Source organism: Ferrigenium kumadai (genome assembly GCF_018324385.1).
In the GTDB taxonomy this organism is placed as follows: Bacteria; Pseudomonadota; Gammaproteobacteria; order Burkholderiales; family Gallionellaceae; genus Gallionella; species Gallionella kumadai.
In genome coordinates this window covers 1,268,493-1,287,919 of the sequence record NZ_AP019536.1, presented here as the reverse complement: position 1 = coordinate 1,287,919, position 19,427 = coordinate 1,268,493, and the positions used below count along the sequence as shown (strand labels likewise).

22 protein-coding genes are annotated in these 19,427 nt (G+C 61.1%); 4 read left to right on the top strand and 18 right to left on the bottom strand.

Annotated features, from left to right (window positions below):
• Window positions 1–117: 117 nt before the first annotated feature.
• Window positions 118–2,502, bottom strand: a complete 2,385-nt coding sequence (ppsA, locus tag FGKAn22_RS06220) for a phosphoenolpyruvate synthase (protein WP_212787096.1) — start codon at window positions 2,500–2,502, stop codon at window positions 118–120.
• A gap of 63 nt (window positions 2,503–2,565) precedes the next feature.
• On the opposite strand from ppsA, the gene ppsR reads away from it, so the two are divergent.
• Entirely contained in the window at window positions 2,566–3,375 is an 810-nt protein-coding gene (gene ppsR / locus FGKAn22_RS06215) for a posphoenolpyruvate synthetase regulatory kinase/phosphorylase PpsR (RefSeq protein WP_212787095.1), read from the top strand.
• On the opposite strand, the gene FGKAn22_RS06210 is transcribed toward ppsR, so the two are convergent.
• Genes FGKAn22_RS06210 through FGKAn22_RS06170 form a run of 9 tightly spaced genes read right to left on the bottom strand, consistent with a single transcriptional unit; the run spans window position 3,372 to window position 9,853 of the window.
• On the bottom strand, window positions 3,372–4,142 hold the full coding sequence (locus tag FGKAn22_RS06210; RefSeq protein ID WP_212787094.1) for a TrmH family RNA methyltransferase: 771 nt from the start codon (window positions 4,140–4,142) through the stop codon (window positions 3,372–3,374). The genes ppsR and FGKAn22_RS06210 overlap by 4 nt on opposite strands.
• Window positions 4,143–4,190: 48 nt before the next feature.
• Window positions 4,191–4,961: an SMC-Scp complex subunit ScpB gene (gene scpB / locus FGKAn22_RS06205; protein ID WP_212787093.1), complete on the bottom strand. Its 771-nt coding sequence runs from the start codon at window positions 4,959–4,961 to the stop codon at window positions 4,191–4,193.
• Window positions 4,927–5,739, bottom strand: coding sequence for a segregation and condensation protein A (locus FGKAn22_RS06200; protein WP_212787092.1), 813 nt, complete (start codon window positions 5,737–5,739; stop codon window positions 4,927–4,929). Before FGKAn22_RS06200 ends, scpB begins: the two co-directional genes overlap by 35 nt.
• 4 nt (window positions 5,740–5,743) lie before the next feature.
• Window positions 5,744–6,946, bottom strand: a complete 1,203-nt coding sequence (locus FGKAn22_RS06195) for a tryptophan--tRNA ligase (RefSeq protein ID WP_212787091.1) — start codon at window positions 6,944–6,946, stop codon at window positions 5,744–5,746.
• 6 nt (window positions 6,947–6,952) lie between these two features.
• A complete protein-coding gene (locus FGKAn22_RS06190; protein ID WP_212787090.1) occupies window positions 6,953–7,597 on the bottom strand; it encodes a site-2 protease family protein in 645 nt (214 codons plus the stop codon).
• Complete coding sequence (locus FGKAn22_RS06185; protein WP_212787089.1) at window positions 7,598–8,227, bottom strand: L-threonylcarbamoyladenylate synthase; 630 nt, start codon at window positions 8,225–8,227, stop codon at window positions 7,598–7,600. It lies immediately after the preceding gene.
• Window positions 8,227–9,099 carry a 3',5'-nucleoside bisphosphate phosphatase gene (locus FGKAn22_RS06180; RefSeq protein WP_212787088.1) on the bottom strand — a complete coding sequence of 291 codons (873 nt, stop codon included), beginning with the start codon at window positions 9,097–9,099 and terminating at the stop codon, window positions 8,227–8,229. Before FGKAn22_RS06180 ends, FGKAn22_RS06185 begins: the two co-directional genes overlap by 1 nt.
• Window positions 9,099–9,419, bottom strand: coding sequence for an RnfH family protein (locus tag FGKAn22_RS06175; protein WP_212787087.1), 321 nt, complete (start codon window positions 9,417–9,419; stop codon window positions 9,099–9,101). The genes FGKAn22_RS06180 and FGKAn22_RS06175 overlap by 1 nt, the downstream gene beginning before the upstream one ends.
• Entirely contained in the window at window positions 9,416–9,853 is a 438-nt protein-coding gene (locus FGKAn22_RS06170; RefSeq protein ID WP_212787086.1) for a type II toxin-antitoxin system RatA family toxin, read from the bottom strand. The genes FGKAn22_RS06175 and FGKAn22_RS06170 overlap by 4 nt, the downstream gene beginning before the upstream one ends.
• Window positions 9,854–9,921: 68 nt before the next feature.
• On the opposite strand from FGKAn22_RS06170, the gene smpB reads away from it, so the two are divergent.
• The 3 genes from smpB to msrA all read left to right on the top strand — a co-directional run bounded on the left by smpB (window position 9,922) and on the right by msrA (window position 12,029).
• Window positions 9,922–10,371 carry an SsrA-binding protein SmpB gene (gene smpB, locus FGKAn22_RS06165; protein WP_212787085.1) on the top strand — a complete coding sequence of 150 codons (450 nt, stop codon included), beginning with the start codon at window positions 9,922–9,924 and terminating at the stop codon, window positions 10,369–10,371.
• A gap of 219 nt (window positions 10,372–10,590) precedes the next feature.
• Window positions 10,591–11,376, top strand: a complete 786-nt coding sequence (locus tag FGKAn22_RS06160; RefSeq protein ID WP_212787084.1) for a hypothetical protein — start codon at window positions 10,591–10,593, stop codon at window positions 11,374–11,376.
• A 140-nt stretch (window positions 11,377–11,516) separates the two neighbouring features.
• The gene (gene msrA / locus FGKAn22_RS06155; protein WP_212787083.1) at window positions 11,517–12,029 is read left to right on the top strand and encodes a peptide-methionine (S)-S-oxide reductase MsrA; all 513 of its coding nucleotides are present in this window, start codon (window positions 11,517–11,519) and stop codon (window positions 12,027–12,029) included.
• 96 nt (window positions 12,030–12,125) lie between these two features.
• Here msrA and FGKAn22_RS06150 read toward each other — a convergent pair whose 3' ends face one another.
• Genes FGKAn22_RS06150 through bamA form a run of 8 tightly spaced genes read right to left on the bottom strand, consistent with a single transcriptional unit; the run spans window position 12,126 to window position 19,425 of the window.
• On the bottom strand, window positions 12,126–12,578 hold the full coding sequence (locus tag FGKAn22_RS06150; protein WP_212787082.1) for a CopD family protein: 453 nt from the start codon (window positions 12,576–12,578) through the stop codon (window positions 12,126–12,128).
• Window positions 12,579–12,585: 7 nt separating this feature from the next.
• Window positions 12,586–13,179 (bottom strand): ribonuclease HII, encoded by a 594-nt coding sequence (gene rnhB / locus FGKAn22_RS06145; RefSeq protein WP_212787081.1) that lies wholly within the window; start codon window positions 13,177–13,179, stop codon window positions 12,586–12,588.
• The gene (lpxB, locus tag FGKAn22_RS06140; RefSeq protein WP_212787080.1) at window positions 13,176–14,327 is read right to left on the bottom strand and encodes a lipid-A-disaccharide synthase; all 1,152 of its coding nucleotides are present in this window, start codon (window positions 14,325–14,327) and stop codon (window positions 13,176–13,178) included. Before lpxB ends, rnhB begins: the two co-directional genes overlap by 4 nt.
• A 22-nt stretch (window positions 14,328–14,349) precedes the next feature.
• Window positions 14,350–15,120, bottom strand: a complete 771-nt coding sequence (gene lpxA / locus FGKAn22_RS06135; protein WP_212787169.1) for an acyl-ACP--UDP-N-acetylglucosamine O-acyltransferase — start codon at window positions 15,118–15,120, stop codon at window positions 14,350–14,352.
• A complete protein-coding gene (gene fabZ, locus FGKAn22_RS06130) occupies window positions 15,120–15,569 on the bottom strand; it encodes a 3-hydroxyacyl-ACP dehydratase FabZ (protein ID WP_246487473.1) in 450 nt (149 codons plus the stop codon). The genes lpxA and fabZ overlap by 1 nt, the downstream gene beginning before the upstream one ends.
• The gene (gene lpxD, locus FGKAn22_RS06125) at window positions 15,566–16,606 is read right to left on the bottom strand and encodes a UDP-3-O-(3-hydroxymyristoyl)glucosamine N-acyltransferase (RefSeq protein ID WP_212787079.1); all 1,041 of its coding nucleotides are present in this window, start codon (window positions 16,604–16,606) and stop codon (window positions 15,566–15,568) included. Before lpxD ends, fabZ begins: the two co-directional genes overlap by 4 nt.
• Window positions 16,607–16,618: 12 nt before the next feature.
• Entirely contained in the window at window positions 16,619–17,134 is a 516-nt protein-coding gene (locus FGKAn22_RS06120; RefSeq protein ID WP_425513853.1) for an OmpH/Skp family outer membrane protein, read from the bottom strand.
• Between the two features lie 17 nt (window positions 17,135–17,151).
• Window positions 17,152–19,425, bottom strand: a complete 2,274-nt coding sequence (gene bamA / locus FGKAn22_RS06115; RefSeq protein WP_212787078.1) for an outer membrane protein assembly factor BamA — start codon at window positions 19,423–19,425, stop codon at window positions 17,152–17,154.
• Window positions 19,426–19,427 lie beyond the last annotated feature (2 nt).

The window sequence follows — 19,427 nt, the reverse complement described above, 5'->3', positions numbered from 1 at the left end:
TGGAGCAAGGTATGCAAGGCTGCCTATCAGCCTTACAGAGGGCGCGCATTATAGCGAAATCGGTTAGCACGTCAAGGAAAATGCCTGTCTCCCGATAAAAATATCGCCAAACCGGCTTTACCCCGCCTTTTTCGCCTGCTCGCTGAGATGCAACCAGGTCTGCACCACCGTGTCCGGATTCAGCGAGATCGCCTCGATGTCCTGCTCCATCAGCCACTGCGCCAGGTCGGGATGGTCGGACGGCCCCTGCCCGCAGATGCCGATGTACTTGCCGCGCCTGCGGCAGGCCTGGATCGCCATGCCGATCAGCGCCAGCACCGCGGGGTTGCGTTCGTCGAACGAGCCCGCCACGATGCCGGAATCGCGGTCTATGCCCAGCGTCAGTTGCGTCAGGTCGTTGGAGCCGATGGAGAAGCCGTCGAAGATATCGAGGAACTGATCCGCCAGCAGCGGGTTGGAAGGGATCTCGCACATCATGATCACGCGCAGCCCGTTCTCGCCGCGTTTCAAGCCGTTCTTCTCCAGCTCGGCGATCACGCCCCGCCCTTCTTCCAGCGTGCGTACGAAGGGGATCATCACCTCGAGGTTGGTCAGTCCCATCTCGTCGCGCACCTTGCGCACCGCGCGGCATTCCAGCGCGAAGCATGCACGGAAACTGTCAGCGATGTAGCGCGACGCGCCGCGGAAGCCGATCATCGGATTCTCCTCGGTCGGCTCGTACTGCGAACCACCAAGCAGGCTGGAATATTCGTTCGACTTGAAATCGGAGAAGCGCAGGATCACCGGTTTGGGCGCGAACGCCGCGGCCAGCGTGGCGATGCCCTCGGCCATCTTCTCTACGTAGAAATCCACCGGGCCGGCATAGCCCGCGCACTTGGCCTCGACCTGCACCTTCAGCTCCGCGGGCAGGTTCGGGTAATCGAGCACCGCCTTGGGATGCACGCCGATCATGCGCGCGATGATGAACTCCAGCCGCGCCAGGCCAACGCCCGCATTGGGCAATCGACTGAACTCGAACGCCAGTTCCGGGTTGGCCACATTGAGCGAGATCTTGAGCGGCGGTACGGGCATCTTGTCCAGCGCCAGGTCCTGCACCTCGATATCCAGCTTGCCCTGGTACACCTTGCCGATGTCGCCCTCGGCACAGCTGACGGTGACATCGTTGCCGTGCGTGAGCACGTCGGTCGCATCGTTGGTGCCGACCACCGCCGGGATGCCCAGTTCGCGCGCCACGATCGCCGCATGGCAGGTGCGCCCGCCGCGATTGGTGACGATGGCGGAGGCGCGCTTCATCACCGGCTCCCAGTCCGGGTCGGTCATGTCCGTCACCAGCACGTCGCCGGGCTGCACGCGCTCCATCTGGCTAGCGTCCGGCACCAGGCACACGCGGCCCGCGCCGATCTTCTGGCCGATGGCGCGACCGCTGACCAGCACATCGGACTTCTGCTTCAGGCTGTAGCGCCGCAGGCTATCCACCTTGCCGTGTACCTGCACCGTCTCCGGACGCGCCTGCACGATGTACAGCTTGCCGTCCGCGCCGTCCTTACCCCACTCGATATCCATGGCACGGCCGTAATGCTGCTCGATGGTCAGCGCATAACGTGCCAGCTCTTCCGCATCGGCATCGGTGATGGAAAAACGCTGGCGCTCCGCTTCGGGTACATCGACCGTGCGCACCGAACGCCCCGCTTCCTGTCCCTCGCCGAAGATCATGCGGATCGCCTTGCCGCCGAGGTTGCGTCTGATCACTGCCTTCCTTCCCAGCTTCAGCGCAGGCTTGTATACGTAGAACTCGTCCGGGTTCACCGCACCTTGCACCACCGTCTCGCCCAGACCGTAGGCCGAGGTAATGAACACCACCTGATCGAAGCCGGATTCGGTGTCCAGCGTGAACATCACGCCGGAAGCGCCGATGTCGCTGCGTACCATGCGCTGGATGCCCGCGGAGAGCGCCACATCGTGATGCGCAAATCCCTGGTGCACGCGGTAGGCGATGGCGCGGTCGTTGTACAGGGAGGCGAACACCAGACGGACGGCGGATAGCACGTTGCCCGCGCCGCTGATATTGAGGAAGGTTTCCTGCTGTCCGGCGAACGAGGCGTCGGGCAGGTCTTCCGCCGTGGCGGAGGATCGCACCGCCAGCAGGGGTTCGCCGCCGGCCTCTTGTACCATCCGCGCATGGGCCGCGCGGACGGCCTGTTCCAGCGGCGGCGGCAAGGGCGTATCCACGATCCACTGGCGGATCTGACTTCCTGCCTTGGCCAGTGCCACGGTATCGGCCACGTCGAGCTTGTCGAGCAGTACGCGGATGCGTTGGTCCAGCCCGCCCTGCGCGAGGAATTCGCGGAAGGCTTCGGCCGTCGTGGCAAAGCCACCGGGCACGCGCACTCCCAGGTGCGAGAGCTGGCCGATCATTTCCCCCAGAGAGGCGTTCTTGCCGCCCACCCTGCCCACGTCGCTCATGCGCAACGCATCGAACCACACGATATACTGCCGATCCATGATCGTCCCCACGCTGGTTGGTAACACCCGCATGATAGGCGAATTATTCAAGGGCTGGAAAGCATGACCCCTGTACGCAGCGTCTTCTTCGTTTCCGACCACACCGGCCTGACCACCGAGATGCTGGGGCGCAGCCTGCTCGCGCAATTCGAGGGTGTCGAGTTCAAGCGCATCACCCTCCCCTATGTCGACACGCCTGAAAAAGCTCGGGCAGCGGTGGAACGCATCCGCGCAGCGATCGGGACCGACGGCCAGCGCCCGTTGGTGTTCAGCACCCTGATCCTGCCCGAGGTGCGCGACATCATCGCCCGGAGCGGCGCGCTGTTCCTCGATCTGTTCGAGATGTTCATCGCCCCGATACAAACGGAATTGGGCGTCGCGCCATCGCATGCCATCGGCCGCTCGCACGCCCCCGGCAGCAACTACACAGCACGCATGGATGCGGTGAACTATGCGCTCGACCACGACGACGGCGGCATCACGCGCGAACTGCACCGCGCCGACATCGTGCTGATCGGCGTGTCGCGATGCGGCAAGACGCCGACCTCGCTCTACCTAGCCCTGCAGTTCGGCATCTATGCGGCCAACTATCCGCTGGTGCCGGAGGACTTCGGGGCGGACGAACTGCCGGCAGCGCTCAAGCCGCTGCACAACAAGCTGCACGGCCTGACCATACGCCCCGAACGGTTGCAGCAGATCCGCACCGAGCGCGCGCCGAACAGCAGCTATGCCTCATTGGAGAATTGCCGTCTTGAAGTGAAGCAGGCGGAGAACCTGATGCGCCGTTTCGACATCCCGTTCCTGGATGTCACCAGCATGTCGGTGGAAGAGATCGCCACTACGCTGGTGCAACAGAAATCGTTACATCGCTAGCGGCGCTGGCGCACCGCCTCGAACAAGCAGACTGCAGCAGCCGCAGCCGCATTCAGCGACTCGACTTTTCCGGGCATGGGGATCGTGAAACGCCGCGAGGCCGCAGCTTGCAAGGCCTGAGACAGCCCCGCTCCCTCGTTGCCTATCGCGAAGGCGATATCGCCTTCGAGGTCGCAGTCGTACAGACCGGCATCGCCGTTCAGCGAAGCCGCAAAGACGGTTCCCGGCAGCGTTGCCGCGACCGAAATCAAGTCTGCCGACTCGTAAATGGACAGCGCAAAATGCCCGCCCATCGCCGCGCGCAACACCCGTGGCGACCATGCGTCGGCGCAGCCCTTGGACAGGTACACCGCATCGCAGCCCGCCGCCGCCGCCGAGCGCAGCATCGAACCGAGGTTGCCCGGGTCCTGGATGTCTTCCAGCAACAGCGCAAAACGACTGTCGGCGGGTAGCGGCTGCGGAATCTCGACCAGCGCGAGCAGGCCGGTCGGCGTCTTCAGCTCGGTGAGTTCGGCGAACAGCTTGTCGTCGAGTTGGGTCATCGGCACGCCAACGGCACGCTTGAGCAAGGCCTCGACCTCGTCATCTTTCAGCGCCACGCTGTTCAGCAGGATGTGCAACGGCTGTTTGCCGGCATCCAGATAAGCCGAGAGCAGATGCGTACCATCGAGCAGCGTCTGCCCCGCCTTGGCACGCTGCCGCGCCGAACCGGCGAGCTTGACGATGTCTTTGAAAAACGGGTTGTCGCGGGACTGGATCAGTTTCATTTCTCGATATTTTTCTGTGTAGGGTTGCGATGAATCGCGCCCTACGAATTACGCCCCGGCATCAGCCGCATCACTGGGCGCAAACGGCCACCCCTCAGGAGCGCCATCAGATCGGGACGGTTTGGATTCTGGCGGTGGCGCCAGCTTGGGCGCAGGCGCTGGCGCAGACATGGTTTCCGCCGCCGTTTCCTGTTCCAGCAGCGCGCCGATCTCCTGCAGGGACGGCAGATCACTCAGCGTGCGCAGGTTGAGGTCGTCGAGCATCTGCCTAGTGGTGGCGAACAGTTCCGGCTTACCCGGCGCATCGCGCGTGCCGACTACCTCCACCCAGCCGCGCGCCTCCAGCGTCTTCAGAATCTGGGATGACACGGCCACGCCGCGGATCTCCTCGATGTCGCCGCGCGTAACGGGCTGGTGATAGGCGACGATGGCAAGTGTCTCCAGCACGGCGCGCGAGTAGCGCGGCGGCTTCTGCGGGTTCAGCCGGTCGAGGTATTGCTGCATCTCCGGTCTTGCGCGGAAACGCCAGCCGCTCGCCACTCGAGTCAGCTCCACGCCGCGGCCCTGCCAGTCCTGCGCGAGTTCCTCGAGCAGCGCTTCCATCTGTTTGTTATCCAGCGACACCTCGCTGAGCTTCTTCAATTCCGAGACCGGCAGCGGCTCCGTGCTGGTCAGCAGCGCCGTTTCGAGGATGCGCTTGAACTGTTCCTTGTCCATCCTTCCGCCGAACAGATCAACACGGATATCCCCGGCATCGGCGACGGCCTCCACGGAGGAGGCGGTTTCACTCTTCGGTAACGGCTCGGCTTGTCCGGACATAGATGCTCCCAAATGTTTCGCTTTGCTGGATCTCGACCAGGTATTCCTTCGCCAGTTCGAGGATGGCAATGAAGGTGACGACCAGTTTCGGTATGCCGCCTTCGAAATCGAAAAGCTGATCGAACGGAACGTACTCTCCGCCCTGCAGGCAACGCAGCACATGCGTCATCTGCTCGCGCACAGAGAGTTGTTCGCGGCGCACCTTGTGGTGCTTGTTGAGTTTGGCGCGCGCCAGCATCGTCAGCCATGCCTGGCGCAGATCTTCCACGCCGACTTGCGGCAAGCGTTCCTGAACGGTGCGCTCGATCAGTACCTGCACGATCTCGAAGTCGCGCCCGACCTGCGGCAGCTCGTTGAGCTTCTGCGCGGCCAGTTTCATCTGTTCGTATTCGAGCAGGCGGCGCATCAGTTCTGCGCGCGGGTCTTCGCCGCCCTCTTCCTCGCCGATCTTCGGCGGGCGAGGCAGCAGCATGCGCGACTTGATCTCGATCAGCACCGCAGCCATCAACAGGTATTCGGCGGCCAGCTCCAGTCGGTGCTGTTGCATCATCTCGATGTAGCCCATGTACTGCCGGGTCAGTTCCGCCATCGGGATGTCCAGCACGTCGAGGTTGTGCCTGCGGATCAGGTACAGCAGCAGATCGAGCGGCCCCTGAAAGCTTTCCAGCACCAGCTCCAGAGCATCCGGCGGGATGTACAGATCCTGCGGCAGCTCCAGCAGTGGCTCGCCGTGGATGCGTGCGACGGGATGCAAAGGGAGCTGTTCGCCGGCCATCATTTTTTTAACTGTAGCTCAGTCCCATCGCCTCGCGCACGTCGCGCATGGTCTCGCCAGCCAGCTTGCGCGCCTTCTCGCAGCCGTCGGCGATGATGTTCTTCACCAGCGCCGGATCGTCCAGATACAGCTGCGCGCGTTCGCGCATCGGGCGCTGTTCCGCCAGCACGCCTTCGATCACCGGCTGCTTGCACTCGATGCAACCGATACCCGCGCTGGTGCAGCCCTTCTGCACCCATTGCTTGGTGTCCTCGCTGGAATACACCTGATGCAGCGACCACACCGGGCACTTTTCCGGCGTGCCGGGATCGGTGCGGCGGATGCGTGCCGGATCGGTGGGCATGGTGCGGATCTTCTTGGTCACGCTGGCTTCGTCCTCGCGCAACGTGATGGTGTTGTTGTAGGACTTGGACATCTTCTGCCCGTCCAGCCCCGGCATGCGCGAGGCGGCGGTGAGTATCGCCTGCGGCTCGGACAGGATCATCTTGCCGCCGCCCTCGAGGTAACCGAACAGCCGTTCGCGATCCCCCAGGCTCAGGCTTTGCTGCTCGTCCAGCAGCGCCTTGGCGGACAGCAGCGCCTCATCGTCGCCCTGTTCCTGGAAGCGCACGCGCAGCTCGGCATAGAGCTTGGCCTTCTTGCTGCCGAGCTTCTTGACCGCGGCCTCCGCCTTCTCCTCGAAGCCGGGCTCGCGCCCGTACATGTGGTTGAAACGCCGCGCCAGTTCCCGGGTGAATTCGAGATGGGGGATCTGGTCCTCGCCGACCGGCACATGGGTGGCGCGGTAGATCAGGATATCGGAGCTCATCAGCAGCGGATAGCCGAGGAAGCCGTATGTGGAAAGGTCCTTCTCGGTGAGCTTTTCCTGCTGGTCCTTGTAGGTCGGCACGCGCTCCAGCCAGCCCAGCGGCGTGATCATAGACAGAAGCAGGTGCAGCTCGGCATGCTCGGGCACCTTGCTCTGGATGAACAGCGTGGCGTGCGCGGGATCGACACCCGCCGCGAGCCAGTCGACCACCATGTCCCACACGCTCTGCTCGATGATCTGGGGGTTGTCGTAATGCGTGGTCAGCGCGTGCCAATCGGCCACGAAGAACAGGCATTCGTATTCGTGCTGCATCTGCACCCAATTCTTCAACACCCCGTGGTAATGCCCCAGATGCAAACTTCCGGTGGGACGCATACCCGATAACACACGATCAGCAAACATAGTTCCTCAAAGTCCAAACAACAACGAAATCAACTTGTACATCAACTGCACCAGCGGCATCAATATCATGCTCAGCACCGGCGTGATCGCCAGGAAGATCAGGATGAACATGCCGTAGGGCTCGATCTTCGCCAGCTGGAAAGCCTGGCGGTGCGGCAGCAGGCTGACCGCGACACGCCCGCCGTCCAGCGGCGGCAGCGGCAGCATGTTCAGCACCATCAGCACGACGTTGATCTTGATCCCCCACTCGGCCATCCCCATCAACGGCTCGGCGAAATAATTGTCGGGGAATGTCCACGCCAGCTTGTAGAGCAGCGCCCAGCCCAGTGCCATCACCAGATTGGACGCAGGCCCGGCGATCGCCACCCAAAGCATGTCCTTCTTGGGATGGCGCAGCGCGGCGAAATTCACCGGCACCGGCTTGGCCCAGCCGAACAGGAAGCCCCCCGGCAGCAACAATGTGATCAGCGGCACCAGCACCGTGCCGATAGGGTCGATGTGGCGCATCGGGTTCAGGCTGATGCGTCCCTGCTGGTACGCGGTCATGTCGCCGAAATGTCGCGCCACATAGCCGTGCGCCGCCTCGTGCAACGTGATGGCGAACAGCACCGGGATCGCCGCAAGACTGATGGTCAGGATGATCTGGTCCATTTATTCCTCGATTCCGAATGGCGCGACGTCGCCCTTGCCGCGGCGCACCAGCACCGGCGCGTCTCCGGTCAGGTCGATGACCGTGGTCGATTCCAGCCCGACCGCACCGCCCTCGATGATCAGGTCTACGCGCCGCTCGAGCAGTTCGCGTATCTCATCCACGTCGGTCAGCGGATGGTGTTCGTCCGGCAGGATCAGCGTGGAACTCAGCAAGGGCTCGTCCAGCTCTTCCAGCAGCGCCAGCGCCACCGGATGATCCGGGATGCGGATGCCTATGGTGCTTCGCTTGGGATGCTGCAAACGGCGCGGCACTTCCTTGGTCGCCTCCAGGATGAAAGTATAGCTGCCCGGCGTGTTGCCTTTAAGCATCTTGAACTTGCTGTTGTCCACCCGCGCATAGCGCGATATCTCCGAGAGGTCGCGGCACACCAGCGTCATGTGGTGCTTGTCGTCCACCCCGCGTATCTCGCGGATGCGGGCCACGGCGTCCTTGTCGTCGAGATGGCAGCCCAGCGCATAGCCGGAGTCGGTGGGATAGACGATCACCGCACCTTCGCGCAGCATCGCCGCCGCCTGGCGGATCAGGCGCGCGTTGGGATTGTCCGGATGTATGGTGAAGAACTGCGACATCAGGCCACCTTCAGGGCGGAAGCATGCTCCCAGCGTTCCCACACCGGCCGGCAGCCCAGCGGCAGGTCCGGCAGCCGCCCCATGTCGCGCCAGCTCTCGCCCGGCCCGTGGAAATCCGATCCGCATGAACACAGCAGCTTGAACTCTTCGGCATAACGCGCGAACTCGGCGTATTGCTCCGGCGTGTGGCTGCCGGTCACCACCTCGAGCGCCTGCCCGCCGCACTCGACGAACTCGTTCAGCAACTCGCGCATGGTCTTCTTGCCCATGCTGTTGCGCCCGACCATGTATCGGCCAGGATGCGCCAACACCGCGATGCCGCCGCTGCCGCGTATCCAGCTCACCGCATCCGCCAGGTTCGCCCACTGGTGCGGCACATAGCCGGGCTTGCCCTTCACCAGGTAGCGATTGAACACGCTCTTCACGTCCTTGCAATGCCCGGCCTCGACCAGGTAGCGCGCAAAATGGGTGCGGCCGATGATGTTGGGATTGGCCGCATAACGGTAGGCACCCTGCAGCGTGCCGCCGATGCCGGCCTTGGCCAGCGAGTCAGCCATCTGTTGCGCTCGTTCGCCGCGCCCGCTGCGAACGCTGGCGAGTCCCGCCGCCAGCGGCGGATACGCGGGATCGATGTCCAGGCCGACGATGTGCAAGGTATGGCTGCGCCACGACACGGAGATCTCCACGCCGTTGATGAAGCCCATGCCGCGCTGAGCGGCGGCGGCGCGCGCCTCGTCCAGCCCGTCCGTGTCGTCGTGATCGGTCAATGCAAGCACCTTCACGCCGCGTTCGGCGGCGCGTTCCACCACTTGGGCCGGAGTCAGCGTGCCGTCGGAAATGCTGGAATGGCAGTGCAGGTCGTAATCCAGCATCACGCCTCGGCGGCGTCGCCGCCACCCTTCTTCATGACCTTCCCCTCTTCCGCGCGCTTGCGGCGCACTTCCTTGGGATCGGCAATCAGAGGGCGGTAGATTTCGATGCGGTCCTTCTCGCGCAACACGGTGTCGGCCTTGGTCAGCTTGCCGAAGATGCCCAGCTTGCTGGTAGCCAGGTCGATCTCGGGATACTTCTGCAACAGGCCGCTGGCCAGGATCGCCTCTTTTACTGTCGTACCCGGCAGAACCTGCTGCCGGAGCAGCGCCTGCTCGTGCGGCAGGGCATACACCACTTCGATATTGATCTTTTCGCTCATAAGTCCGTATAAATCTTCTCTGCACGGTGGATGAAAGCATCCACGAAACTGTTGGCTATGAAATGGAACACCGGCCCCACCAGCTTTTCCAGCAGCTTGCTGGAGAATTCGTAGTGCAACCGGAACTCTATTTTACAGGCTTCGTCGCTCAATGGGATGAACTGCCAGCTGCCGTCCAGATGCTGGAACGGCCCATCCAGCAGGGTCATCTCGATCCGGTACGGCGGCGTGCGCACGTTTTCGGTGGTGAAATGCTGCTTGAGATGGTGGTAATCGATGTGCACCGTGGCATGCACCGTCGTCCCATCCTGCTCGACGACGCTCGCCCCTCCACACCAGGGCAGGAACTGCGGGTATTCCTCCACACGATCCACCAGGTTGAACATCTGCTCCGCGCTGTGCGCGACCAGTACCGTTTTCTCAACTAAAGCCATTGCTTGTTAAAGCCGCAAATCCAAAGGCTGGTAGAATAGCCGAACACACTATAAAACTCATCTGTTTCATGAGCATCATCCAGAACAAGAAGGCCTTCCACGATTTCTTCATCGAGGACAAATACGAAGCCGGCCTCATGCTCGAAGGCTGGGAGGTCAAAGCCATCCGCGCCGGGCGCGTGCAAGTGAAGGAAGCCTACGTCGTCGTCAAGGACGGCGAACTCTGGCTGATCGGCTCGCACATCAGCCCCTTGCAGAACGCCTCCACCCACATCCACCCCGACCCCACCCGCAGCCGCAAGCTGCTGCTGCACGCCCACGAGATCGACAAGATCATCGGCAAGGTGCAGCGCGCCGGCTACACCCTGATGCCGCTGGACATGCACTACAAGGGCGGCCGCGTCAAACTCGAGATCGGCCTGGCCAAGGGCAAGAAGCAGCATGATAAAAGGGCCACTGAACGTGATCGGGATGCGAAACGTGAAGCTGCTCAGGCCATGAAAAAGGAACGCCGCTAAGCGGTGGCCCTTTTACGGCGCAGGCTAACCTGTGCCTGCACAGGTTAAGCTCGCAACGCGAGCGGCCGGAGCCACAAGCTTCTATGCGCGCCGCAAAGCCGCTTTCGTGGGCAGCCTGTGCCATGTTATGTTTTGCCCGGTCAAAGCAATTAACGGGACGCAAATCATGAAGCAGTTTATACGTACAGTGGTTTCCCTAATTTACGTTAGCCATCTGACATGACGCCTCCAACCGCCCTAAATATCCGCGAAACGCTCCTTAGAGCCATTGAGGAACAGAGTCCACGTAGTCCCATTGATAGCAGCTTGCAGTCTGGCTCAATTTTGCAGGCGGCGGCTCGCGCACTTGGTGCCGCATTCAATACAGAGTTGGAGCAAGCCCTTCTTACCCAGTGGCACGAGTTGTTCCGTACAGGGTATCTTGCTTGGGGCTTCAATATAGCGAACCCCAATCCGCCTTTCTGCCATGTAACAGATCGTGGCCGCGCCGCACTTGAACGGCTCAGTCACGACCCAGCCAATCCAAGCGGATACCTTAGGCACCTGAATTCAGCGGCACACCTAAATCCAGTAGCAACCTCCTACATCTCTGAAGCGCTTGATTGTTACGTATCTTCGTCCCACAAAGCAGCTGCTGTGATGGTTGGAGCAGCGGCTGAAAGCCTTGTGATTGAATTGCGCGATTTACTTCTTGAACGCCTACGTTCGGCGGACCAAACACTTCCGCGGAATCTCGATGATTGGCGGGTAAAGACCATCCTAAACTCCTTGCGTTCCTACTTTGATAGCGTGCAACGGCAATTTCCCGAAAAGCTGCGAGAAGAATACGAGTCCTACTGGTCTGCGTTTACCCAGCAGATTCGAGCTACACGTAACGAGGCGGGTCATCCGACGAGTGTTCAACCGATTGAGCCGGAAGCAGTTCATGCGTCATTGCTTATTTTCCCCGAGCTTGCCAAGCTGGCTAACAAGCTTCGTGACTGGGTTGCCACAAATGTTCGCTAGATGGCTAATCCGGCATTTTCAGGGAGGGCTCCACCTACCGCGGCTCGCCCTGAACTAGGACGCTAATACCAATGCCCCTCCGCCTCCTCCCTCTCCTCATCCTGCTATTCTCAACCGCCGCACTAGCGAAAGGAGTCCCCATGACCAACGAATCAAACCAAACCGCCTACCTCTCCGGCGGCTGCTTCTGGGGGATGGAGGAACTTGTGCGCCAGATACCCGGCGTGCTGGAGACCGAAGTCGGCTACACCGGCGGCGAGATTCCGAATGCGACCTATGACATCGTGAAGACCGGGCGCACGGGCCATGCCGAATCGCTGAAGATCGTGTTCGATCCCAGGCAGCTGACCTACCGCCACCTGCTGTTCGAATTCTTCCGCATGCACAACCCGACGACGCGCAACCAGCAAGGCAACGATACGGGCACACAATACCGATCGGCGATCTTCTACGTGAGCGAAGAACAGAGGCGCACGGCGGAGGAAGTCATCAGGACCGTGGATGACTCAGGCGACTGGAAGGCAAAGGTGGTGACCGAGGTCGTGCCGTTCAAAAAGTTCTACCGCGCCGAGGAATACCACCAGAAATATCTGGTCAAGCATCCCTTGGGCTACACCTGCCATTACATCAGGCGGATGGAGTTAGGAGAATAGAGCCGTTCGCCCTGAGCTTGTCGAAGGGTGAGTTTCCGAAATCCTCCGTTCATGGTTCGACAAGCTCACCACGAACGGAGGATTTATCAGTATTTTCTAACCCCAGACCCCGTACACCGCGACGCCCGTCGTTATCACTCCCAGCGTCAGGTTCACCGCGACCAGCTTGCGTATCTTGCCCAGTATCTCGCCCGCCTCCTTCCAGCGCTGTTTGGAGACATGCAGGCTGAGTGGCACATAGCAGGCGAAGAACACATAGCCGTAGATCCCCATCATCACCAGTCCCAGCGCCAGCATGGGATGCACGTGGCGAGGTGCATGGGCAATGCCGCCATACTGGTAGATCATGTACAGGCCGCTGACGAGGATGACACCGATAGCGCCCCATACCCAGTTGAAGAAGCGGCGGAACACGCAATCCCACAGGCGCAGGCGTTCCGGCGGCTGGAGTGTCTCGACGGCGGCAGGACGCAACACCATGTAGGCGAAAAACATGCCGCCGACCCAGACCAGCACGGCGATCAGATGGATGAGCTTGAAGAATGCCATGGTCGCCTCAGAAGATATTTTGCTGGGAGTGCTGCAACAGCTCGCGTACCGGTTTGAAGCTCCTGCGGTGCACGTCGCTGACACCGTGCTCGCGCAACGCGGCCAGGTGTACTGCGGTCGGGTAGCCCTTGTGCACGGCGAAGCCGTAGTGCGGATACTGATCGTGCAGTTGCAGCATCAGTTCGTCGCGCGCGGTCTTCGCGAGGATAGAGGCAGCCGAGATGGCCGCGACCTTACTGTCGCCCTTGACGATGGCCTCACTGGGAATGCCGGTCTTTGGGCAATACAGGCCGTCCACCAGCACCTGATGCGGCTGCACGGGCAAAGCCAGCACGGCGCGCTTCATCGCCAGCAGCGTGGCTTGCAGGATGTTGAGGCTGTCGATCTCGCCGACCTCGGCATAGGCCACCGCCCAGGCCAGCGCGCGTTCGCGGATGACGGGGGCGAGCAGGTCGCGCTGTTTTTCCGATAGCTTCTTGGAATCGGCCAGCCCTTCGATGGGATTCGCCTCGTCGAGGATCACCGCCGCCGCGCTCACCGGCCCGGCCAGCGGGCCCCTGCCCGCTTCGTCCACGCCGCAGATGAGGATGGTCCCCGTCATGCGGGAAGGTAAGGCAGGATGGCCGCCGCCGCTTTCTGCGCGGTGTTCTGGCGCAGCGTGCGGTGCAATTCGTGGAAGGTTTCTTCGAGTTGGGCCACGGCTTCCTTGTCGTTGACAAGGTTAAGCAAGGCCTGCGTCAGGTTTTCCGGCGTGGCGTCCTCCTGCATCAACTCGGGCACGATGAAACGCTCACACAGGATGTTGGGCAGACCGTAGTAAGGCTGGTAGCTCTTGCGCTTCATCAGCCACCAGGAGAGCGCGGGCATGCGATAGGTGATGACCATCGGGCGCTTGAGCAAGGCGCATTCCAGCGTGGCCGTGCCCGACGCGACCAGCACGCCGTCGGCGGCGACCATCGCGTCCTGCGCGTGGCCGAACAACAGCGTGATCGGCAATTGTTCGGCATCGCAATCGTAGAGGGCTTGCTCGAAGATGCCTCGCGTCTCGCGGCTGACCAGCGGCACGAGGAAACGCGCATCGGGTATCTGCTGCAGCACCAGCTTCGCGGTCTCGATATAGGTATGCGCGAGTTGCTTCACCTCGCTCTGGCGGCTGCCCGGCAGGAAGGCGAATACCTTTGCCGACAGCGGGATACGCATGGTCTCGCGCATCTCGGCACGCTTGGGATAGTCCGGCAGCATGTCGGCGAGCGGATGGCCGACGTAATCCACCGGCACGCCGGCCTCCCGGTACAGCTTGGGTTCGTGCGGGAACAACGCCAGCATGTGCGTCACGGCGCGCTTGATCTTGTTGATGCGCTCGCCGCGCCACGCCCATATCGACGGGCTGACATAGTGGACGGTGGGAATGCCGCGCTGCTTGAGCGCGAGCTCGAGATCGAGGTTGAAGTCCGGCGCATCCACTCCGATGAACAGGTCCGGGCGGTTGTCCAGAAAGTACGTGCGCAGTTTGCGGCGGATGCCGACGATCTCGCGGTAATGGCGCAGCACTTCGACGTAGCCGCGGACGGCGAGCTTCTCCATCGGGAACAGCACATTCATCCCCGCGGATTGCATCCTGGGGCCGCCGATGCCGACGAAGTGGATATCCGGCCGCGCATCCTTCAGCGCCTCGATCAGGTGACTGCCGAGCAGGTCGCCGGACGCTTCGCCCGCGACGATGCCGATTACGATTTTTTTCTGCTGCATGGAAAAATCCTGAAACGATCCGTTAACGGACTATGCCCCGTTCCGATGTGGCGAGGAACTCTGCCAGCGGCTGCAGCTCGGCATGTTCCGCGACCTGCGATTCGATCTCGGCCCTTGCCTCTTCGAGGCTGAGGCCCGACTTGTACAGCGTCTTGTAGGCGCGCTTGATCGCCATGATCGCCTCGCTGGAGAAGCCGCGCCGCTTCAAGCCCTCGGAGTTGATGCCGTGCGGCGCGCTGGGGTTGCCGGAAGCCAGCACGTAGGTCGGCACATCCTTGAACAGGATGGTGCCCATACCGGTGATGATGTGCGCGCCTATCCTGACGAACTGGTGCACCACAGTGAAACCGCCGAGGATCGCGTAGTCATCGACATGGACGTGCCCGGCCAGCTGCGCATTGTTGGCGAAGATGGTGTGGTTGCCGACCTGGCAATCGTGCGCCAGATGCACGTAGGCCATGATCCAGTTGTGGTTTCCGACACGCGTAACGCCGACATCCTGCGCCGTACCGAGGTTGAAGGTGCAGAACTCGCGGATGGTATTGTGGTCGCCGATTTCCAGCCGCGTCGGTTCATTGGCGTACTTCTTGTCCTGCGGAATCTCGCCCAGCGAGCAGAACTGGAAGATGCGGTTGTGCTTGCCGATACGGGTGTGGCCGTTGATCACCACATGCGGACCGACGACCGTACCTGCGCCGATCTCGACATGCTCGCCGATGATCGAATACGCGCCCACCTCGACATCGTCGGCAAGTTTGGCGTTCGGATGGACGATAGCGGTCGGATGGATCATCACGCCACCGATTTGACCGTGCACATCAGTTCAGCCTCGGCGGCCAGTTGCCCGTCCACTTCGGCAGTGGCGGCGAACTTGAACACGCCGCGCATGCTGCGAGTCAGCGAGACCTTGAAGATCAACTGGTCGCCGGGGCTGACCGGGCGCTTGAAGCGCGCGTTGTCGATGCCCGCGAAGTAATAAACCGATTTCTCGTCCGGCTTGCTGTCCATGGACTTGAACGACAGCAGCGCCGCGACCTGCGCCATCGCCTCGATGATCAGCACGCCGGGCATCACCGGATGATGAGGGTAATGGCCGGGGAAGAACGGTTCGTTGATGGTGACGTTCTTCAGCGCAACGATCTCCTTGCCCGGTTCGACCGACAGCACTCGATCCACCAGCAGGAAGGGGTAACGGTGCGGCAGGCTCTCGAGAATGGCGTGGATGTCCATGGTGGTGCTCATGCGTTCTTTCCTTTCAATGATTCGATTTCTTTTTCAAGCTTCTTAAGGCGTTTCGCCATGTCGTCCAGATGGCGCATGTGCACGGCGTTCTTGCGCCACTCGTCGTTCCTGCTGAAGGGCATGATCCCGGCATAACTGCCCGGCTCTGGAATGGACTTTCCTATCAGGGTGAACGAGGCGATCTCGACGTGGTCCGCGATCTGCAGATGCCCCAGGATGCCGGCGCTGCCGCCGATGCGGCAATACTTGCCGATGGTGGCGCTGCCGGCGATGCCGACGCAGCCGGCGATGGCGGTATGCGCGCCGATGCGCACGTTATGCGCGACCTGGATCTGGTTGTCCAGCTTCACGCCGTCCTCGATCACGGTGTCGTCCAGCGCACCGCGGTCGATGGTGGTGTTCGCGCCGATCTCGACGTCGTTGCCGATCACCACACGTCCGATCTGCTGGATCTTGATCCAGCGTCCCTCTTCCATCGCAAAGCCGAAACCGTCCGAACCGATCACCGCGCCGGAATGCGCGATCAGGTCGTCACCGATCACGCAATCGCGATAGATCGTCACGCGTGGGTACAGGCGCGCACGGTGACCGATCACCACATTCGCGCCGATGCAGCAACCTTCGCCGATCACCGAATTTGCACCGATCACCGCGCCTTCGCCGATCACCGCGGTCGCAGCGATACTTGCCGTCGGGTCGATAAGCGCACCTTCGCCGATCACCGCTGCCGGATGCACGCCCGGCTTGCTTTGCGGCAACGGATTGAGCAGGGCCGAGACCTTGGCGAAATAGGCATAGGGATTGTTCGAAACGATACGCGGCAACTCGGTCGCATCGGCATCCGCCTCGCCGACGATGACAGCGCCCGCTTTCGTCGTGGCGAGTTGCGAGCGGTACTTGCTGTTGGTCAGGAAGCTGATGTGCTGAGATTGCGCGTTATCCAGCGTCGCGACCTGGGCGACGCGCAGCTCGCCGTCGCCCAGCACGCGCCCGCCAAGTTGCGCCGCGATGTCAGCCAACCGATAGGAAACTTTCATCCTGCTGGCTGCTTACTTGGCGTCGGTCTTTTCGACGGCGAGATGCTTGATCACCTTGTCGGTGATGTCGATCTTGGGATTGCGGTACACCGCTTCCTGCAGGATAAGGTCGTATTTTTCCGCTTCTGCGATGGACTGGATCGCCTTGTTGGCCAGTTCCAGCACGACAGCCAGCTCCTCGTTCTTGCGCAGGTTCAGGTCTTCACGGAACTCGCGCTGCATGCGCTGCAGGTTCACGTTCATGGCAGTCAGCTCGCGCTCCTTGTTGCGATGATCGGCGTCCGACAGCGTGCCGCTTTCCTTCTCCAACAGGGCTTGCGTCTCCTTCGCTTGCTTCATCAGCTTCTTGATTTCCTGGTCGCGCCCGGAAAATTCCTTCTCGATCTTCTTTTCCGCCTTCATCGCTGGTGCAGACTCACGCAACACGCGCTCTGTGTCCACCACCCCCACCTTGAAGTCCGCGGCCTGTGCTGCCATTCCCATGCCCAGCAGGATGGACAAAAGCCCTGCATTGATCACTGTTTTCATCATTAACTCCTTAAACATCAGAATATCTGCCCCAGACTAAACTGGAACTTTTGCAGTCTATCCACTTGCTGCTGGTTGAGCGGCACGGCATAACTGAACTTGATCGGCCCTACCGGCGAAATCCAGGTAACAGCTGCACCCGCGGAATAGCGCAAACCCGCACTGCCGGGCAGATCGCCCGGACCATATACTGCACCACCGTCGACGAACCCGCTCAGGCGTACGGACTTTTCCTTGATTCCGGGGAACGGAATCAGCAGTTCCGCATTACCGACCACGCGACGCGTACCTCCCAGCACGGCATTAGTCGCATCGCGCGGCCCCAGCGAATTGGAATCATAGCCGCGCACCGAACCGATACCGCCTCCGTAGAAGTTCTTGAAGAACGGCAGCGGTTTGCCGCCATAACCGCCCGCGATGCCGGCCTCGCCGTTCAGCATCAGGGTAACATCGGTGCTCACCGGATAGAACCACTGGTGTTGGTAGTTCAATTTGTAATAACGCATATCCAGCACCGGCAGGGCAACCTCGGCGAATGCGCGCTGCACCGTCCCGTCGGTCGTATAGATCGCGCTGTCGCGGCTGTCACGGCCCCAGCCTATCGTACCCAGGAGATTGCTGTTAGTTGCGCCGAAGGTATTGACGTATTGGGTCAGGCGCGCCGGAGCGTTTTGCTGCAAGCCCAGTTGCGTCCGTTCGAACGACAGGCCGTAACTAATCGTCTCTTCGTCGGCAATCGGCACGCCAAAGCGCACACCGCCACCCAAGGTATGAGAGGAATACTGACTCACTGCCGTGCTGGTCGAATCGGTGTTGCGTTTATAAAGATCAAAGCCACGGCTCACGCCGTCGTCGGTGAAATAAGGATTGGTATAGGAAAACGAATAGACCTGGTTGACCTTGCCGGTATTGAGCTGCACCGCAGCATGGTTGCCGCTACCGAACAGATTGGCCTGGCTGATCCCGGCGTTCAGCGACAACCCCTCGCCCTGAGCAAAACCCGCCCCCACCGAAAGATTGCCGGTGTTTTTTTCCTTGATCGAGACATTCACATCCATCTGATCGCTCGCACCCTGCACCGGCGGCGTTTCCACGTTCACCTCGGAAAAGAAGTCCAGCTTGTCCACGCGCTGCTTGGATTTCTTGATCTTCTCCATGTCAAACCACGCGCCCTCGACCTGGCGGAACTCTCGGCGGATCACCTCGTCGCGCGTCTTATCGTTGCCGGCGATGTTGATGCGGCGGATATACACCCGCTGCCCCGGATCGACCACGAAGTTGAATGCCACCTCATGCTTTTCCTTGTCCATTTCGGGAACCGCATTCACATTGGCGAAGGCATAACCCTCCTGTCCCAGACGTTCTCCGACCTTCTTGCTGGTCTCGGTCAGCGCCTTGCGCGAGAATGTGTCTCCCGCCTTCACCTGGATCAGGCTCTCGATCTCTTCTTTGGGAACGATGGTGTTGCCCGACACGCCGACTTTCGAAACGGTATATTTCGGCCCCTCGGTAAGATTGATGGTGATGTAGATATCTTTCTTGTCGGGCGTGATCGAAACTTGCGTGGAATCGATGTTGAATTCCAGATATCCGCTGTCCATGTAGAACGAGCGCATCGCCTCCATGTCGGCCGACAGCTTCTGCTTGGAATACTGGTCGTTTTTGCTGAACCAGCTCATCCAGTCGGACGTATTGAGCTTCATCAAATCGAGCAGTTCTTTTTCCGTATATGCCTGGTTGCCGACGAGGTTGATCTGCTTGATCTTGGAGACCTCGCCTTCCACCACGTTGAACGCGATGGCCACGCGATTGCGCTCCAGTTCGGTGACGGTGGTGTTCACGCTTACGCCGTACTTGCCGCGCGCCACATACTGGCGCTTCAGTTCCTGGACCGCCTTATCGAGTGCTCCCTTGTCGAAGATGCGTGCCTCGGCCAGCCCCACGTACTTCATGTTGTCCTTGAGCTGGTCCTTGGGGAAATCCTTGATGCCGTTGAGTTCGATACTGGCGATCGACGGACGCTCGCGCACCAGCACGATCAGCACGCCCTGCTCGACCTCCAGGCGCACATCCTTGAAGAATCCGGTGGCATACAGGGCGCGGATCGCCGCCGCCGCCTGCTGGTCGTCCATGGTGTCGCCGACCTTGACCGGCAGATAGCTGAACACCGTACCGGCCTCGGTACGCTGGATGCCTTCGACGCGGATGTCTGTGACAGTGAATGGTTCGATTGCCCAAGCAGGAGACATGCAAAGCAGGGAGATCAATCCCGCCAGTTTTTTCAATTTCATTT

Excerpts from the sequence above, each read along its gene's own strand:
- FGKAn22_RS06195 (WP_212787091.1), bottom strand. The coding sequence starts at position 6,946 with ATGTTTGCTGATCGTGTGTTATCGGGTATGCGTCCCACCGGAAGTTTG.
- lpxD (WP_212787079.1), bottom strand. The coding sequence starts at position 16,606 with ATGAAAGTTTCCTATCGGTTGGCTGACATCGCGGCGCAACTTGGCGGG.
- FGKAn22_RS06190 (WP_212787090.1), bottom strand. The coding sequence starts at position 7,597 with ATGGACCAGATCATCCTGACCATCAGTCTTGCGGCGATCCCGGTGCTG.
- FGKAn22_RS06210 (WP_212787094.1), bottom strand. The coding sequence starts at position 4,142 with ATGAAACTGATCCAGTCCCGCGACAACCCGTTTTTCAAAGACATCGTC.
- bamA (WP_212787078.1), bottom strand. The coding sequence starts at position 19,425 with ATGAAATTGAAAAAACTGGCGGGATTGATCTCCCTGCTTTGCATGTCT.
- fabZ (WP_246487473.1), bottom strand. The coding sequence starts at position 15,569 with ATGAGCACCACCATGGACATCCACGCCATTCTCGAGAGCCTGCCGCAC.
- msrA (WP_212787083.1), top strand. The coding sequence starts at position 11,517 with ATGACCAACGAATCAAACCAAACCGCCTACCTCTCCGGCGGCTGCTTC.
- FGKAn22_RS06150 (WP_212787082.1), bottom strand. The coding sequence starts at position 12,578 with ATGGCATTCTTCAAGCTCATCCATCTGATCGCCGTGCTGGTCTGGGTC.
- FGKAn22_RS06180 (WP_212787088.1), bottom strand. The coding sequence starts at position 9,099 with ATGCTGGATTACGACCTGCACTGCCATTCCAGCATTTCCGACGGCACG.
- FGKAn22_RS06200 (WP_212787092.1), bottom strand. The coding sequence starts at position 5,739 with ATGATGGCCGGCGAACAGCTCCCTTTGCATCCCGTCGCACGCATCCAC.
- FGKAn22_RS06160 (WP_212787084.1), top strand. The coding sequence starts at position 10,591 with ATGACGCCTCCAACCGCCCTAAATATCCGCGAAACGCTCCTTAGAGCC.
- scpB (WP_212787093.1), bottom strand. The coding sequence starts at position 4,961 with ATGTCCGGACAAGCCGAGCCGTTACCGAAGAGTGAAACCGCCTCCTCC.
- lpxB (WP_212787080.1), bottom strand. The coding sequence starts at position 14,327 with ATGCAGCAGAAAAAAATCGTAATCGGCATCGTCGCGGGCGAAGCGTCC.
- lpxA (WP_212787169.1), bottom strand. The coding sequence starts at position 15,120 with ATGATCCATCCGACCGCTATCGTCCATCCGAACGCCAAACTTGCCGAC.
- FGKAn22_RS06170 (WP_212787086.1), bottom strand. The coding sequence starts at position 9,853 with ATGGCTTTAGTTGAGAAAACGGTACTGGTCGCGCACAGCGCGGAGCAG.
- FGKAn22_RS06185 (WP_212787089.1), bottom strand. The coding sequence starts at position 8,227 with ATGTCGCAGTTCTTCACCATACATCCGGACAATCCCAACGCGCGCCTG.
- smpB (WP_212787085.1), top strand. The coding sequence starts at position 9,922 with ATGAGCATCATCCAGAACAAGAAGGCCTTCCACGATTTCTTCATCGAG.
- ppsA (WP_212787096.1), bottom strand. The coding sequence starts at position 2,502 with ATGGATCGGCAGTATATCGTGTGGTTCGATGCGTTGCGCATGAGCGAC.
- FGKAn22_RS06175 (WP_212787087.1), bottom strand. The coding sequence starts at position 9,419 with ATGAGCGAAAAGATCAATATCGAAGTGGTGTATGCCCTGCCGCACGAG.
- ppsR (WP_212787095.1), top strand. The coding sequence starts at position 2,566 with ATGACCCCTGTACGCAGCGTCTTCTTCGTTTCCGACCACACCGGCCTG.
- rnhB (WP_212787081.1), bottom strand. The coding sequence starts at position 13,179 with ATGACGGGGACCATCCTCATCTGCGGCGTGGACGAAGCGGGCAGGGGC.
- FGKAn22_RS06120 (WP_425513853.1), bottom strand. The coding sequence starts at position 17,134 with ATGAAAACAGTGATCAATGCAGGGCTTTTGTCCATCCTGCTGGGCATG.